Origin of the sequence: Bacillus sp. EU63 (assembly GCF_038592915.1) — a bacterium.
Lineage (GTDB): Bacteria > Bacillota > Bacilli > Bacillales > Bacillaceae > Bacillus > Bacillus velezensis.
This window is the reverse complement of the sequence record NZ_CP151944.1, coordinates 1,698,585-1,712,969: the sequence shown is the minus strand read 5'-3', so window position 1 is coordinate 1,712,969 and position 14,385 is coordinate 1,698,585. Positions and strand designations below refer to the sequence as shown.

Below are 14,385 nucleotides of genomic sequence, written 5' to 3'. Positions count from 1 at the left end.
AAAATCATACCTCATGAAGAAAAGCAGCCTTTTGCCGGCTGCATTTTTCTGTAGGATTCCCCTATTATAGCATATTTTGCCCCCGAGAAACGGACTGAATGCCGGTTAGATTTTCAGCTTGATTTTTTGTCCCGGAGCGATGTCCGGATTCAGAAAATCCATCGGGTTCGTACTTAAAATCTGTACGACTTCAGCTTCATTTCCCTTCATCTCAACTAGCAGCGGCACGCCGGCGTAATCGACCTGTTCATGCACGCTTTGCTCTATATCCTGTCCGTAAACGACTTCTTGGGGCATGACGGTATAAAGGATCATTGAATCATCCTTCCTTCCTCGCCCTTTCGTTCCTCAATCAGCTGATTCAGCTTTTTTATCGCCTGTCCGACGCCGCCCACGGCATCAATTAATCCGTAATCAGCCGCATCTTTCCCGACTACGTTCGTCCCGATATCCCTGGTTAAGTTTCCTTTTGAAAACATCAGCTCTTTGAATTTTTCTTCGGAAATATTTGAATGATGGGTCACAAAGTTGACGACCCGCTCCTGCATTTTATCCAAGTATTCAAACGTTTGCGGAACCCCGATAACCAGACCTGTAAGCCGAACGGGGTGAATGGTCATAGTCGCTGTTTCCGCGATAAAACTATGATCACATGACACGGCGATCGGCACACCTATGGAGTGGCCCCCGCCGAGTACGATTGAAACGGTCGGTTTTGATAAGGATGCGAGCATTTCCGCAATCGCAAGCCCCGCTTCCACATCGCCTCCGACGGTGTTTAAGATGATCAGAAGTCCTTCGATTTTCGGATTTTGCTCAATCGCGACGATTTGCGGAATGACGTGTTCATATTTGGTTGTTTTATTTTGCGGCGGGAGCTGGACGTGCCCCTCAATTTGGCCGATGATCGTCAGGCAGTGAATATTGGTATCTTGGGACATTTGCGGCAGAGATGTCTCTCCCAGCTGCTGAATTTTGCTCATAATGCTGTCTTTCGCATCTGATTTTTCGGGCTGCTGTTCTTCGGTGTTTTCCATACGATGATCCATTTTATCTTTCACCCTTTCCGAATGTCTCTTTGTATTATGAACAAAGATGATGATTTCCATCCGGGACATGAACAAAAACAAAGCCGGAGCATCATGCGCTCCGGCTTTGTATACATTATACTTCCATAATGATCGGAATGATCATCGGCTTGCGTTTTGTTTTTTCATAAAGGAATTGATTCAGCGCATCACGCATTGCTTGTTTCAGCGTGGACCATTCTACGGCAGATGTTTCCGTCGCTTCAGTCACGATAGAGCGGACGAGCTCAGTAGCTTGTACAATTAAACCTTCTGATTCTCTGACATACACGAAACCGCGCGTAATGATCTCAGGACCTGATACGAGGTTCTTTTTCTGCTTATCGAGTGAGATCACGACGATGAGAATGCCGTCTTGTGATAATAAGCGGCGGTCTCTCAGCACGATGTTGCCGATGTCGCCGACTCCGAGGCCGTCAATCAGAACGTTTCCGTACGTGACTTTATCCCCGATTTTCACATTCTGACCGCGGAATTCAACGACGTCACCTTTTTCAATCAAGAAAATGTCGCTGCGTTTCATGCCGATCTCTTCTGCGATTTTGGAATGCGCTTTTTGCATTCTGAATTCACCGTTAACCGGAATTAAATATTTCGGTTTCAGCAAATTAAGCATGAGTTTCAATTCTTCCTGCGAACCGTGACCGGACACATGCACGCGTTTTTGGGCGAAAATGACTTGAGCGCCGGCGCGGGCAAGCAGGTTGACGGTTTTGGAATATATCAATTCATGCCCCGGAATCGGTGTTGATGCAATGACAACGGTGTCTCCTTCTTCAATGTTAAGCTGCTTGTGCGCCTGCTTGGCCATCCGCGTAAGAGCGGCCAGCGGCTCACCATGGCTTCCGGCTGTAACAATTGCCACGTCCCGCTTCGGATATTTTTTCACATCCTGCACAGGAATAAACATTTCATCTTCGGCTTCAATATAGCCGAGTTTGCGCCCAAGCTGAAGCACGTTTTGCAGATTTTTTCCGGCGATTGCAAGTTTGCGGCCGTTCTGGACGGCAGCCTGTATCACTTGCTGGATCCGGTTGATATTAGACGCGAATACAGCAATGATGACACGGTTTTCTGAACTGTTCATCGCATCGGAAATTTCACCGCTTACATATGCTTCTGACGGAGTATACCCCGGGCGCTCCGCATTGGCGCTGTCAGAAAGCAGGGCGAGCACGCCGCTGTTTCCGATTTTGGCAATTTCGCCAATATCACATGATTGGTGATAAGCAGGCGTCTGGTCAAATTTAAAGTCTCCCGTGCATACAATAGAGCCAAGTGATGTTTTGAAGCTGACTCCCACTGAATCCGGAATACTGTGAATTGTTTTAAAGAACGATACTTTCGTTGATTCAAATGTAATGACTGATTTAGAGTGAACTTCACGCAAATCAGCTTTTCGATTATGCCCGTACTGCTTGAGCTTTTCTCTCAGTAATGCAAGAGTAAGCTTCGTTCCGTATACCGGCACCGACAGCTTGTTCAATAAATAAAAGACGCCTCCAATGTTTTCATCGTGCCCGTGTGTCAGAAAGATGGCCTTCACGCGGTCAGCCCGTTCTACTAAGTAGGAAATATCCGGAATGACGACATCAATACCGAGCATTTCATTTTCAGGGTGCATCAGCCCTGCATCCACTACAAATATGTCTGAGTCAATTTCAATGACATATAGGTTCTTCCCAATTTCTCCGACGCCGCCAAGGGCGATAATTCTGACGTTTTCTGTATTTTTCTTTTTCAAAATCTGTATCCTCCTAGTCTCATACCCGTCCATCATCACTTGTTCCTATTATAACTGATATCAATTTTAGAAAACAAGAAGAAGCGGAAGGTTTAGGGAAAACCAATATGTATACAAAACGGTCAAACTCACGATAAAAATGAGAATGACCGCGTATTTTAACTGTATAAATTTTTTCTTACAGTTCGCTGATGACGCTGCTCAGGCTCAGACGTTCATCTTCATTCAGCGGGATAAGAGGAAGACGCACAGATCCGACATCAAGGCCTTTCAGCTGTAGCGCCGTTTTGACCGGAGCCGGATTAGGCGCTTTAAAGAGCTCCTTCATGATCGGCTGAAGCTTCTGATGAATCAGTGCCGCGGTTGCCGTCTGCCCGTTCGTATAGTTTTTAATCATCTGCTGCATGTCAGAACCTACGATATGGCTGGCCACTGACACGACTCCTCTTCCGCCGACTGCGAGAATAGGAAGCGTTAACCCGTCATCACCTGAATAGACGTAAAAATCTTCCGGTGTTTCGGCAATGATTTTCGTAATGGCATCAAGATCGCCGCTCGCTTCTTTAATCGCAGAGATATTCGGAATCTCCGCAAGTCTGATGGCCGTTTCCGGCGCAAGCGAAGCGACCGTTCTGCCCGGCACGTTGTAAAGCATCACAGGAAGAGACGTTTCTTCCGCAATGGCTTTAAAATGACGGTACATACCCTCTTGGGAAGGCTTATTATAATACGGCGTGACAAGCATAACGCAATCGACGCCGGCTTCTTCAGCTTTTTTTGTCAGTTTAATGGAGTCTTTTGTATTGTTGCTTCCCGTACCCGCAATGACAGGCACGCGTCCGTTCACTTCTTTGACTGTAAATTCAAAGAGTGCAATTTTTTCTTCCGTTGAAAGTGTCGGAGATTCGCCGGTCGTGCCTGCGACGACTAAAGAATCCGTGCCGTTTTTCAACAAATAGTCGATTAATGTAGACAGTTTTTGAAAGTCTACATTCCCTTTACTGTCAAAGGGGGTAATCATCGCTGTAGATATATTTCCGACATTCATTTTTTTCACCTCATCATGATTCAATCACATTTACTTTGAAAGTTCAAACACTTCATGCAGCGCATTTACGGCCGTTACCATATCTTTTTCATGAACGAGCACCCAGATCGTCGTATGGCTGTCGGCAGATTGCAGAATCGGAATGCCTTTATCAGAAAGTGCGGAGACGATTTTTGACGTGACACCCGGAACACCCATTATCCCGGCGCCGACCGCTGACACTTTCGCACAGCTCTCCGTCACTGTCGGCTCATACCCTAATTCAGCCAAGATGCTGCGCGCGGCTTCCGTTTTACTGCCGGCTACGGTATATACGATTTCACTCGGCGTAATGTTAAAGAAATCTACGCTGATTCCGGCATTTGCCATTGCTTTAAAGACTTCAGTCTGAACGTTGTATTGCCCCATTTTGGCGGGAACCTTAAATTGCGTCACATCTTTCACATGGGCGATCCCCGTAATCAGCCGTTCGAATACATCGCTGCCGATGTTAGACGAATGATGGGACGTCACCAAAGTCCCTTTGTCTTTTGAATAAGTGGAGCGCACGCGGATCGGCACCTTTGCCTGCATGGCGATTTCCACCGCGCGCGGATGAATGACTTTCGCGCCTTGATAGGCAAGGTTGCAGATTTCCGTATATGTGACGTTCGGAAGCGGCTTAGCATTTTCCACGATTCTCGGATCGGCTGTCATAACGCCTTCCACGTCCGTAAAAATGTCGATAAACTCAGCATCTACCGCCGCGCCGAGCGCCGCTGCTGAAGTATCGCTTCCTCCTCTGCCGATCGTCGTCGTGTCGCCTTTTTCAGTCGCTCCCTGAAATCCTGCGACAACGACAGCGTCATGGCTGGCGAGTGCAGCGAAAAGCCGCTCTGTTTTCATTTCTATAATTTTGGCGTCAGTATGCTGGGCATTGGTTAAAAAGCCGGCTTGGGCTCCTGTTAAAGCTGCGGCTTTTATGCCGTTTTCCTTCAGCATGCTGGAAAAAACAACGGACGAAATCGTTTCTCCGCAAGACAGAAGCATATCCTGCTCTCTCGGAGAAATGTCGGACTGGCTGCCGTAAAGGAGCCCGATTAAAGAATCTGTCGCGTACGGGTCTCCTTTTCTTCCCATCGCTGATACGACAACGACAACTTTATAACCTTCACTGATGGCATCTTTAATGTGTGCTAGCGCAAGCTTGCGGCCTTTGTCATCTTTTACGGATGTTCCGCCGAATTTTTGAACAATGATCTTCACTATTTTCACTCCAAATTAGTCTGACGTAACAGAAGAGAGCAGGCAGAGCCTTACTCTCTTCTATTCGCCTATAGAAAATACGTTTGTTTTATACGAGGTTCAGTTTTTGCAGGCTTTCCGCGATTTGGACTGAGTTCCAAGCGGCGCCTTTTAACAGGTTATCAGAAACAACCCACAAATGAAAACCGTTTGCTCTGTCCAAATCTTTCCGGATTCTTCCTACAAATACATCGCGTTTGCCGACGCAATCAGCAGGCATCGGGTAAAGCTGCTCCGCCGGATCATCCTGAAGCGTAACACCCGGAGCTTCTTTCAAAAGCTGTTTAATATCTTCAACGGTTGCGTCATCACGGTCAAGCTCAATGTAAACAGATTCTGAGTGCCCTGTTTCAATCGGCAGTCTGACACATGTCGCAGCCACTTCCAGCTTCGGCATATGCATGATTTTTTTCGTTTCATTAATCATTTTCATTTCCTCAAACGTATAGCCGTTGTCTTGGAATTTATCAATTTGCGGAATGGCGTTAAATGCGATTTGATAATGCTTTTTGTCACCTTTAACCGGCATAATAGACGGTTCTGCGGGTTCATTGTTTAAAATCGCCTTTGTCTGGCTGTACAATTCTTTCGCCGCTTCATTGCCGGCCCCGGACACAGCTTGGTAAGTAGATACAATGACTTTTTTCAAACCGTACGCTTTGCGGATCGGTTCAAGCGCAGCCACCATCTGAATCGTTGAACAGTTAGGGTTGGCGATAATGCCGTTATGTTTGTGCAGATCACCTTCGTTCACCTCAGGCACCACGAGCGGTGTATTTTCGTCCATCCGGAATGCGCTCGTATTGTCAATCACGATGGCTCCCCGTTTTACAGCCTCAGGCGCCAAGCTTTGTGATACGCTTCCGCCGGCGCTGAATAACGCGATATGAACGCCTTCGAAGCTTTCAGGAACAGCTTCCTGCACTGTATATTCTTCGCCTTTAAACATTACTTTCGTACCAGCAGAACGCTTTGAGGATAGTAGTGTGAGTGTTTCGATTTCAAAGTTTCTGTCTTCCAGTGTTTTCAGCATTTGCTGTCCTACGGCTCCCGTCGCTCCGACAACTGCTACGTGTAATCCTCTTCCCATCTGTAAAACTCCTTCCGCCAATTAAGCATCATTTATTGAATTGACTTTGCATTTTACGTTTTATTTTACCATAGAATAGTCACGGATTGACCGAATTTTTTTATTCCGGAATGATTTTCTGTCATCATTCATGATGGTGTACGAGCACCGGCTGAACCTGCTGGTGCAAAAGAGCTTTTTCTACCGTAATCGGAAGAAGATCCATTCTTGCGACGAGCGATGTCGGTTTTTTCACGTGGTCATCCTGGCCGAACGGGATGAAATATATGTTTTTTGCGGACATCAGCCTCATTAAATTCGTTCCGTTTAAACCGAGTCCGTCGTTTGTCGAAATTCCGAGCACGACCGGGCGGCCGTTGCGGATCGTGGCTTTCGCAGCCATAAGGACGGGGCTGTCAGTCATCGCATTTGCGAGTTTGCTCATTGAATTTCCGGTTAAAGGGGCGATGACCATGCAGTCGAGCGGAAGTTTCGGCCCGAGAGGCTCCGCTTTTACGATGGAATCAATCGCCTCAAAGCCTGTTGTTTCTTCAATTTTTCTGACCCAATCTCCCCCCTCCCCAAAGCGGGTATCGGTCGATTGAACGGTTGACGTCACGACCGGCCGGACTTCAGCTCCTTGACTGATAAGCGCCTCTATTTGCGGAAAAACTTCCTCATATGTGCAGTGCGAGCCGGTTAATCCGAATCCGATTCTTTTCCCTTTCAGAGACATGGTTATTCCCCCTCTTTCTTTAAGTCTGCCAAAAGCTTGCTCAATACGTTCGCAATAATCTGTCCGGCTGTTTTCGGGGCCACAATTCCCGGAAGACCCGGGGCAAGCAGCGCTTTAATGCCTTGTTTTTCAGCATATTTGAAATCCGTTCCGCCCGGGCGGGATGCTAAATCCAAAATCAAGGTCTTCGGCGTCATGCGCGATAAAACGCTTTGATTCAGAATCAAGCTCGGTACGGTGTTAATGCAGATATCAATATCATTTACATGTTCAGTAAGCTCTTCAAGTTGAAAAGGAGAAAGCCCCATTTCCGTTATACGGGCCAAATGAGCCGAACTCCGCGCGCCCACTTTTACCTTCGCCCCTAACGCCGCAAACGTCCGGGCGATCGTCATACCGGTGCGCCCCATGCCGAGAACGGCGACATTTGATCCGTGAATGGTATAATCCGTATGCTGAATCGCCATCATGATTGTTCCTTCAACAGTGGGAATCGAGTTGAATATCGCGATGTCGTCCCGTTCAAATAATTTCACAAGTTTGCGGCCCGCTTCGCTGGCGATCCCCTCAAGATACGCGTTGGAGATGCCTGAATAAATGACGCAATGCTCCGGTGTCCGCTCAAGATAGCTCTGCTTTAATACCACTTCTTCATTTGAAAAAACCGTGGAAACAACGCCTTCTCCGGTCGTTGCCGATACGGGCAGGATGATACTGTCTATTTTTTGAAAGGGAATCTCATCGATTTTGCATTTGACGGTTCCTGTAAAACCGTCATCCAATTGGTCAAACCCTGCAAGATAAATATCGGCATGCTGTTCTGTCAGCTTTCTTATAATCTCAAGCTGTCTTGCGTCACCGCCAATGATCGCAATTGTCAATCCGGTTAACATCTGAAACGTTCACCTTCTTTACAGTTACTGGATCTTTTAAGTGTCATCCTCCTCTTCATCGTATGTGCGAAGAGAAAGGGCGGTGAATGTACAGCGTCTTTTTCATAAAAAAAGCACCGGCTGTATGAGCCGGTGCTTGCAACAATTGAATAAGATCTACTCTTCGGGAGGCGTGATCTCCCCCGGAACGTCTAAAATGATCATGTCTGGCCCGATTTTTTGGATATGGTTCCAGGGGACGCGGATGTCGTGGCCTTGTTTTCGCAATCCGAACCATTTTACCGTCGGTATCAACAGCGCGGTAATTTGTCCGTCCTGTTCATTAATTTCCAAATCGGTCTGGCCGAGCACGCCGAGCCGCTCTGCCCGTTTAATGTCCACAATTTCTTTACCTGACAGTTCACTGAGCCTCATGATAGCCACCCCCTTGTACTATATGACCCGGAGCAAAAAAAAATGCCTGCCCCGTATAGAGGCAGACTGCTTTTCCGCTTAAGATGAAGCCGGCATATTGCCGGTCGGGCTGATGAGCGATAGTGCGTAATCATCCGTAAATAAGCGGCGGCTGAGGCCGTTGACGCTTTCCAGGCTGACCGCATTTAATTCAGTGATAATTTCATCCATGGTCTTATGCTTTCCGAGCAGGAGTTCGTTTTTCCCGTTCCGGCTCATTTTGCTGTTTGTGCTCTCTAAGCTGAGCATTAAGCTCCCCTTCATTTGCTCTTTGCTGTTTTCCAGCTCTTTCGGGGTGATACCGTCACGTTTTAGAACCGATAACGTTTCCTGAATGGTTTCAGACAGAAGTCCGAGCTGATTCGCGCCGGTGCCTCCGTAAATCGTCAGCATACCGCTGTCTTCATAGGAACTGTGATAGCTGTATACAGAATAGGCCAGTCCTTTATCTTCGCGCACATCCTGGAAAAGACGGCTGCTCATGCTTCCGCCCAGCACGTTGTTTAAGACGATCAAATCGTAAATGTCCGCATCTCCGACTTTCAGGCCTTTGAAACCGAGACAGAGATGCGCCTGTTCGGTGTCTTTTTTTCTGGTCAGCTTTTCATAATGAAACTCAGGCTCGCTGATGCCGCTTGCTTTGCCCTTCGCTTCGTATGTACCGAACCATTTCTCCACGTCTTTAATGAATTGTTCTGTTACATTTCCGGCGACAGAAATGACGACGCGGTCCGGCGTGTAAAAGTCATCCATATGCTGTCTGAGAGAATCGCCGTTAAATGACGAAAGCGTTTCCTCCGTCCCGAGAATCGGGTAGCCGAGCGAATGATTGCCGTATGTCGCTTTGCTCAGCAGATCGTGGACAATGTCATCCGGCGCGTCTTCATACATTTTGATTTCTTCATATACGACGTTCTTTTCTTTTTTGAGCTCATCTTCGTCAAAAGCAGAATGAAAGAACATATCAGCCAGCACATCAAGTGCGTAGTTTGCATGCTCATCCAGAACTTTGGCGTAATAGCACGTATATTCTTTTGAAGTGAAGGCATTCACTTGGCCGCCTATCCGATCGAAGGATTCTGCGATTTCCCGTGCGGACCTGGTATTTGTTCCTTTAAAAAACATATGCTCAAGAAAGTGCGAAATACCGTTTGTCTCCGGCGTTTCATGACGTGACCCCGTCCCGATCCAGACGCCGATTGCCACAGACCGCACCGTTGGATTATTTTCAAGCACAACTCTTACACCGTTTTGGCATGTATAGCGTTTTATCAAGTCTGTTCCTCCTATTCAAAGACAGGCAACTGCCGCCTGCTACTTCATCAGCCTGTTTTCATCCATTAAGTCAGACACTGAGCCGAGCGCGTAGCCTTTTTCTTTGATTTTTGCAATCAGTGTATCCAGGCTTTTCGCAGTCGGATCAGTCGGATGCATTAAAATCATGGCTCCGTTATGTATTTTGCTCAACACCCTTGTTTGTAAAACAGCGGGAGACGGTTTTTGCCAGTCAATGGTGTCAACGGTCCACATGATGGTGCCCATTCCTTTTTCCGCCGCAAGGTCGACCACGGCTTTTCTGAAGCTGCCGCTTGGCGGCGCAAACCATTTCGGCTTCATGCCGAGCGTCTCGCTGATTTGTGCATTGGTTTTGTCAAGCTGTTCGGAAATGCTTCCTGAAGTCAGTTTGCTCATATCAGGGTGATTGTATGAATGATTTCCGATTTCATGTCCGTCTGCCGCTATTTTTTTCCCAAGTTCCTGATTGTTTTTCAGCCATTTCCCTTCAAGAAAGAAAGTTGCTTTGACCTGGTGCTGCTTCAGAATAGGCAGCATTTGCTCCACGTATTCGTTTCCCCAGGCGACATTTATCAGGAAAGCGACCATCGGTTTGTCGGGATTTCCTTTATAAATGGGTTCGGGCGCGAGAGAATCAAGATGGACTTTCGGTTTCACCTGCTCATAGACAAGGCCGTCTTCGTGAAATTCTCCGTCCTTTTTCATTTGCTTATAGGATTTTTCCACATTGACTTTTAAACCGTTATATCCCGGTATACTCTTCCATATTTTATCAATCCGCGCGTCTTGCGGCTTCACTTCATACTCTGACGCTTTTTGCAGTAATTCTTCATAGAGCGGATCTTTTGATGCTGACACAGTTACAGCGTCTTTTTTCATTGCGTCTATGTAATCAACTGTATACGGATTTTTTAACATTTCAAACGAAACAAAAAAAAGAAATAAAAAAACGGCAAACGGCACGAATTTTTTCAACATGTCCTTCCCTCCTCATCACACATTATGTATGAGGAGGACAAGGTAGAACCCGTCTGTTGTCTTTCTCAAAATAAAGAAGCCGGGTCTCCCAGGCTCCTTGTTAGGTTTTCATTTAAGATTGTTGTTGTTCCTGTTCTTTTTCTTTCTCTTCGCGCAGCACTGCTTTACGCGACAGATTCACTCGTCCCTGTTTGTCAATTTCGGTTACCTTCACAAGGATTTCGTCACCGATTTTCACAACATCCTCAACCTTGCCGACCCGTTCGAGCGCTAGTTCAGAGATGTGAACGAGACCGTCTTTTCCGCTGAAGATTTCAACGAAAGCGCCGAATTTCTCAATCCGTTTGACTTTACCGAGGTAAAGCTGGCCGACTTCGACTTCTCTGACAAGATCTTCGATGATTTTTTTCGCTTTTTGGTTGCTGCTTTCATCAGTAGAAGAAATAAAGATGGTGCCGTCTTGTTCAATGTCAATTTTAACACCGGTATCTTCAATGATTTTGTTGATTTGTTTACCGCTCGGTCCGATAACGTCACGGATTTTATCCGGATTAATGTTCATCGTTAAAATTTTCGGCGCATATTGAGAAAGTTCTTTTCTTGATTCACCAAGCGTGCTGAGCATGCTGTTCAAGATTTCCATTCTTCCTTTTTTCGCCTGCTGAAGCGCTTCTTCAAGAATTTCTCTTGAAAGGCCTTCAATTTTAATGTCCATTTGCAGCGCTGTCACGCCTTTTTCCGTGCCGGCTACTTTAAAGTCCATGTCACCGAGGGCGTCTTCCATCCCTTGAATATCCGTTAATACCGTATAGTACTCGCCTGATTTCACAAGTCCCATCGCGATACCTGCAACAGGGGCTTTAATCGGAACACCTGCGTCCATCATGGCAAGCGTGCTCGCGCAAATGCTGGCCTGTGAAGTGGAACCGTTTGATTCAAGCACTTCGGATACGAGGCGGACCGTATACGGGAAGTCTTTTTCATTCGGAATGACCGGCTCAAGCGCACGCTCTCCAAGAGCGCCGTGACCGATCTCACGGCGTCCCGGTCCGCGCATCGGGCCTGTCTCCCCTACGCTGAACTGCGGGAAGTTATAATGATGCATAAAACGTTTTGATTCTTCCACGCCTAAACCGTCAAGAATCTGAACGTCCCCAAGGGCGCCTAATGTACAAACGCTGAGCGCCTGCGTCTGTCCTCTCGTAAACAGCCCGGAGCCATGCGTTCTCGGCAGAAGGCCGACTTCTGAAGAAAGCGGGCGGATTTGATCAACGCCGCGGCCGTCCGGACGGACTTTTTCTTCTGTGATCAAACGGCGCACTTCGTTTTTCACGAGTTTAGACAGTGTCTGTTTCACTTTTTTAATCGTATCTTCATCATGCTCTTCTTCTTCGAATTTCGCGACAACTGCATTTTTCACTTCATTGATCGCGTCTTCGCGAGCATGTTTTTCGTGAACCTGAATGGCGCTGAGAAGATCCGGCTCCGCAAGGCTTTTTACTTTTTCGCTGAGCTCTTCGTCAATTTCATACAGTTCGATTTCTGTTTTTTCTTTGCCGACTGCTGCGACGATTTCTTCTTGGAATGCGATCAGGCGCTTAATTTCTTCGTGACCGAACATAATCGCCTCAAGCATGATTTCTTCAGGAACTTCATCTGCTCCGGCTTCCACCATGTTGATGGCGTCTTTTGTGCCTGCAACGATGAGGTTGATATCACTTTTTTCAAGCTGGTCAACCGTCGGATTGATAACGAATTTCCCGTCAATGCGGCCTACCGTCACACCCGCGATCGGGCCTTCAAACGGGATATCGGAAACGCAAAGAGCGAGTGATGAACCGAACATTGCAGCCATTTCAGATGAGCAGTCCTGATCAACACTCATGACAATGCTGATGACCTGTACTTCGTTACGGAATCCGTCTGCGAAAAGCGGGCGGATCGGACGGTCGATCAGACGGCTGGCTAAAACGGCCTTTTCACTTGGACGGCCTTCTCTTTTAATAAAACCGCCCGGAATTTTACCTACTGCGTATAATCTTTCTTCATAGTTAACGGTAAGCGGGAAAAAATCTAGCGGTTTCGGTTCTTTTGATGCGGTTGCTGTGCTGAGCACTGCAGTATCGCCGTAGCGGACCATGACAGCGCCGTTTGCCTGTTTGGCAAGCTGGCCGGCTTCTACTGTAAGCTGTCTGCCGGCCCAATCTATGGTAAAGACATGTTTCTCTTGTCCCATTCGATTACGAGCTCCTCTCTTAATGTGTGAAATAATCAATTACTCCTATTATGAACGAAATGAATTGAACATATCAATGTCAAAGTAGTATGTAAAAGGATTTCATTGTTTTTTTATCATTATTTTTTTCGCTTTAATACGATAAAAAAGCGGGAATCCTCCCGCTTTTTACGATTATCGACGTAAGCCTAGTTTGTTAATTAACTCACGGTAACGAGTTACGTCTTTATTACGCAGATACGTAAGAAGATTACGACGTTTACCTACCATTTTAAGAAGACCGCGACGTGAGTGGTGATCTTTCTTGTGAGTACGCAAATGCTCGTTCAAGTTGTTAATTGAGTCTGTTAGGATAGCGATCTGAACTTCTGGAGATCCAGTATCAGATTCGTGTGTTTTGAACTCACTGATGAGTTGATTTTTACGCTCTTGAGTAATTGCCATCCTGTTTCACCTCCATATCATAATTAGCCCCAGTTACCTAGCAACCGTCGGTGACTTCGGATTGCCAAGCAATGGTTTTAAGACTACGAAACATATGATACTAAAAATCGCGCCCATATGCAAATCTTTTAGAAGAAAATTTGTGTACTTTTGATGTTTTTTCCGTTATTTGCTGAAAAAACGGATCGCTTCTTGTTTGTCTTTCCCGATCTGAGCCGTCAGTTCATCGATGCCGTTAAACTTCCGTTCGCTTCGAATTCGTTTGTACCACTCGATTTTAACGTCTTCTCCGTATACATCCTGCTGAAAATTAAACAAATGCACTTCAATTGACGGCTGATCGGGACGCTTTTCATAAAAGGTCGGTTTGTAGCCGATGTTGCAGACGCCTTCATACACCTCGCCTTTTATTTCGGCTTTCACTGCATACACGCCTGTCGGCGGCACGATATAGCTGTTGTGCAGGCCGACATTCGCGGTCGGAAAACCGATGGTGCGGCCTCTTTTGTCTCCGTGAATCACAGTGCCCCGGATAAAATACGGCTGGCCGAGAAGAGTGTGCGCAAGTTCAACGTCACCATCCTGCAACGCTGACCGGATATAAGTAGAGCTGATCTTTCTGTCCTGCTCGGTCAGTTTCTCGACAGTCGTGCATCCGGCCTTGCCGTTTAAATCGTCCGGCAGCGTCTCCATCGTGCCTTTTCCGTATTTTCCGTACGTGAAATCGAAGCCTCCCACAGCGTGCCGCGCGTTTAACCCTAAAATATACTCCTCGGCAAACTGTTTTGGAGACAGAGACGCAAACGCTTCATCAAACTTTACGACATACAGCACATCAGCGCCTAAACGCCCGATCTGGCTGATTTTATCTTCAAGCGGCGTAATCAGATCCTTTGGCTCTTTGTCCCTGCCCAACACATGGGAAGGGTGGGGATGAAACGTCATAACGGCCAGCGACAGGCCTTTTTCTTCGGCAATTTGTCTGGCTGTTCCGATTACTTTCCGGTGTCCCAAATGAACGCCGTCAAAGTAGCCGAGCGCCATGACAGACGCCGGCTGCTCTTCTTTTTGTAAATGATGCGGATGAGAAATATGTATCGTCTTCACAGAACGGTC

At 46.9% G+C, this 14,385-nt stretch carries 14 protein-coding genes; all 14 read right to left on the bottom strand.

All coding sequences use genetic code 11. The features are described 5' to 3' along the window. Positions 1-105 precede the first annotated feature (105 nt). Positions 106-315, bottom strand: coding sequence for a YlzJ-like family protein (locus tag NYE38_RS08640; protein WP_003154161.1), 210 nt, complete (start codon positions 313-315; stop codon positions 106-108). Then, positions 312-1,049 carry a ClpP family protease gene (locus NYE38_RS08635; RefSeq protein WP_003154162.1) on the bottom strand — a complete coding sequence of 246 codons (738 nt, stop codon included), beginning with the start codon at positions 1,047-1,049 and terminating at the stop codon, positions 312-314. The genes NYE38_RS08640 and NYE38_RS08635 overlap by 4 nt, the downstream gene beginning before the upstream one ends. Positions 1,050-1,164: 115 nt before the next feature. After that, positions 1,165-2,832, bottom strand: a complete 1,668-nt coding sequence (gene rnjB, locus NYE38_RS08630; protein ID WP_017417792.1) for a ribonuclease J2 — start codon at positions 2,830-2,832, stop codon at positions 1,165-1,167. A 178-nt stretch (positions 2,833-3,010) separates the two neighbouring features. Beyond that, positions 3,011-3,880 carry a 4-hydroxy-tetrahydrodipicolinate synthase gene (dapA, locus tag NYE38_RS08625; protein ID WP_017417791.1) on the bottom strand — a complete coding sequence of 290 codons (870 nt, stop codon included), beginning with the start codon at positions 3,878-3,880 and terminating at the stop codon, positions 3,011-3,013. 30 nt (positions 3,881-3,910) lie between these two features. Continuing rightward, positions 3,911-5,125, bottom strand: a complete 1,215-nt coding sequence (dapG, locus tag NYE38_RS08620) for an aspartate kinase (protein WP_003154168.1) — start codon at positions 5,123-5,125, stop codon at positions 3,911-3,913. Between the two features lie 88 nt (positions 5,126-5,213). After that, positions 5,214-6,254 carry an aspartate-semialdehyde dehydrogenase gene (gene asd, locus NYE38_RS08615; protein ID WP_014417793.1) on the bottom strand — a complete coding sequence of 347 codons (1,041 nt, stop codon included), beginning with the start codon at positions 6,252-6,254 and terminating at the stop codon, positions 5,214-5,216. A gap of 124 nt (positions 6,255-6,378) precedes the next feature. Continuing rightward, positions 6,379-6,969: a dipicolinate synthase subunit B gene (gene dpaB, locus NYE38_RS08610; protein ID WP_003154171.1), complete on the bottom strand. Its 591-nt coding sequence runs from the start codon at positions 6,967-6,969 to the stop codon at positions 6,379-6,381. A 2-nt stretch (positions 6,970-6,971) separates the two neighbouring features. Continuing rightward, positions 6,972-7,862 (bottom strand): dipicolinic acid synthetase subunit A, encoded by an 891-nt coding sequence (gene dpaA, locus NYE38_RS08605; protein ID WP_015417487.1) that lies wholly within the window; start codon positions 7,860-7,862, stop codon positions 6,972-6,974. 156 nt (positions 7,863-8,018) lie between these two features. Next, positions 8,019-8,276: a YlmC/YmxH family sporulation protein gene (locus NYE38_RS08600; RefSeq protein WP_063636643.1), complete on the bottom strand. Its 258-nt coding sequence runs from the start codon at positions 8,274-8,276 to the stop codon at positions 8,019-8,021. A gap of 78 nt (positions 8,277-8,354) precedes the next feature. Continuing rightward, positions 8,355-9,590: a pitrilysin family protein gene (locus tag NYE38_RS08595; RefSeq protein WP_014417791.1), complete on the bottom strand. Its 1,236-nt coding sequence runs from the start codon at positions 9,588-9,590 to the stop codon at positions 8,355-8,357. Positions 9,591-9,629: 39 nt separating this feature from the next. Continuing rightward, the gene (locus tag NYE38_RS08590) at positions 9,630-10,589 is read right to left on the bottom strand and encodes a polysaccharide deacetylase family protein (RefSeq protein WP_015417486.1); all 960 of its coding nucleotides are present in this window, start codon (positions 10,587-10,589) and stop codon (positions 9,630-9,632) included. Positions 10,590-10,701: 112 nt separating this feature from the next. Continuing rightward, on the bottom strand, positions 10,702-12,825 hold the full coding sequence (gene pnp / locus NYE38_RS08585; protein WP_007611468.1) for a polyribonucleotide nucleotidyltransferase: 2,124 nt from the start codon (positions 12,823-12,825) through the stop codon (positions 10,702-10,704). Positions 12,826-12,999: 174 nt separating this feature from the next. Beyond that, positions 13,000-13,269 carry a 30S ribosomal protein S15 gene (gene rpsO / locus NYE38_RS08580; protein ID WP_003154182.1) on the bottom strand — a complete coding sequence of 90 codons (270 nt, stop codon included), beginning with the start codon at positions 13,267-13,269 and terminating at the stop codon, positions 13,000-13,002. A gap of 165 nt (positions 13,270-13,434) precedes the next feature. After that, on the bottom strand, positions 13,435-14,376 hold the full coding sequence (ribF, locus tag NYE38_RS08575) for a bifunctional riboflavin kinase/FAD synthetase (RefSeq protein WP_017417789.1): 942 nt from the start codon (positions 14,374-14,376) through the stop codon (positions 13,435-13,437). Between the last annotated feature and the right edge of the window lie 9 nt (positions 14,377-14,385).

Bases quoted from the DNA above. Each gene is read 5' to 3' on its own strand.
- dpaA (WP_015417487.1), bottom strand. From the start codon at position 7,862: ATGTTAACCGGATTGACAATTGCGATCATTGGCGGTGACGCAAGACAG.
- dapA (WP_017417791.1), bottom strand. From the start codon at position 3,880: ATGAATGTCGGAAATATATCTACAGCGATGATTACCCCCTTTGACAGT.
- NYE38_RS08590 (WP_015417486.1), bottom strand. From the start codon at position 10,589: ATGTTGAAAAAATTCGTGCCGTTTGCCGTTTTTTTATTTCTTTTTTTT.
- NYE38_RS08640 (WP_003154161.1), bottom strand. From the start codon at position 315: ATGATCCTTTATACCGTCATGCCCCAAGAAGTCGTTTACGGACAGGAT.
- NYE38_RS08635 (WP_003154162.1), bottom strand. From the start codon at position 1,049: ATGGATCATCGTATGGAAAACACCGAAGAACAGCAGCCCGAAAAATCA.
- dpaB (WP_003154171.1), bottom strand. From the start codon at position 6,969: ATGTCTCTGAAAGGGAAAAGAATCGGATTCGGATTAACCGGCTCGCAC.
- rpsO (WP_003154182.1), bottom strand. From the start codon at position 13,269: ATGGCAATTACTCAAGAGCGTAAAAATCAACTCATCAGTGAGTTCAAA.
- pnp (WP_007611468.1), bottom strand. From the start codon at position 12,825: ATGGGACAAGAGAAACATGTCTTTACCATAGATTGGGCCGGCAGACAG.
- NYE38_RS08600 (WP_063636643.1), bottom strand. From the start codon at position 8,276: ATGAGGCTCAGTGAACTGTCAGGTAAAGAAATTGTGGACATTAAACGG.
- asd (WP_014417793.1), bottom strand. From the start codon at position 6,254: ATGGGAAGAGGATTACACGTAGCAGTTGTCGGAGCGACGGGAGCCGTA.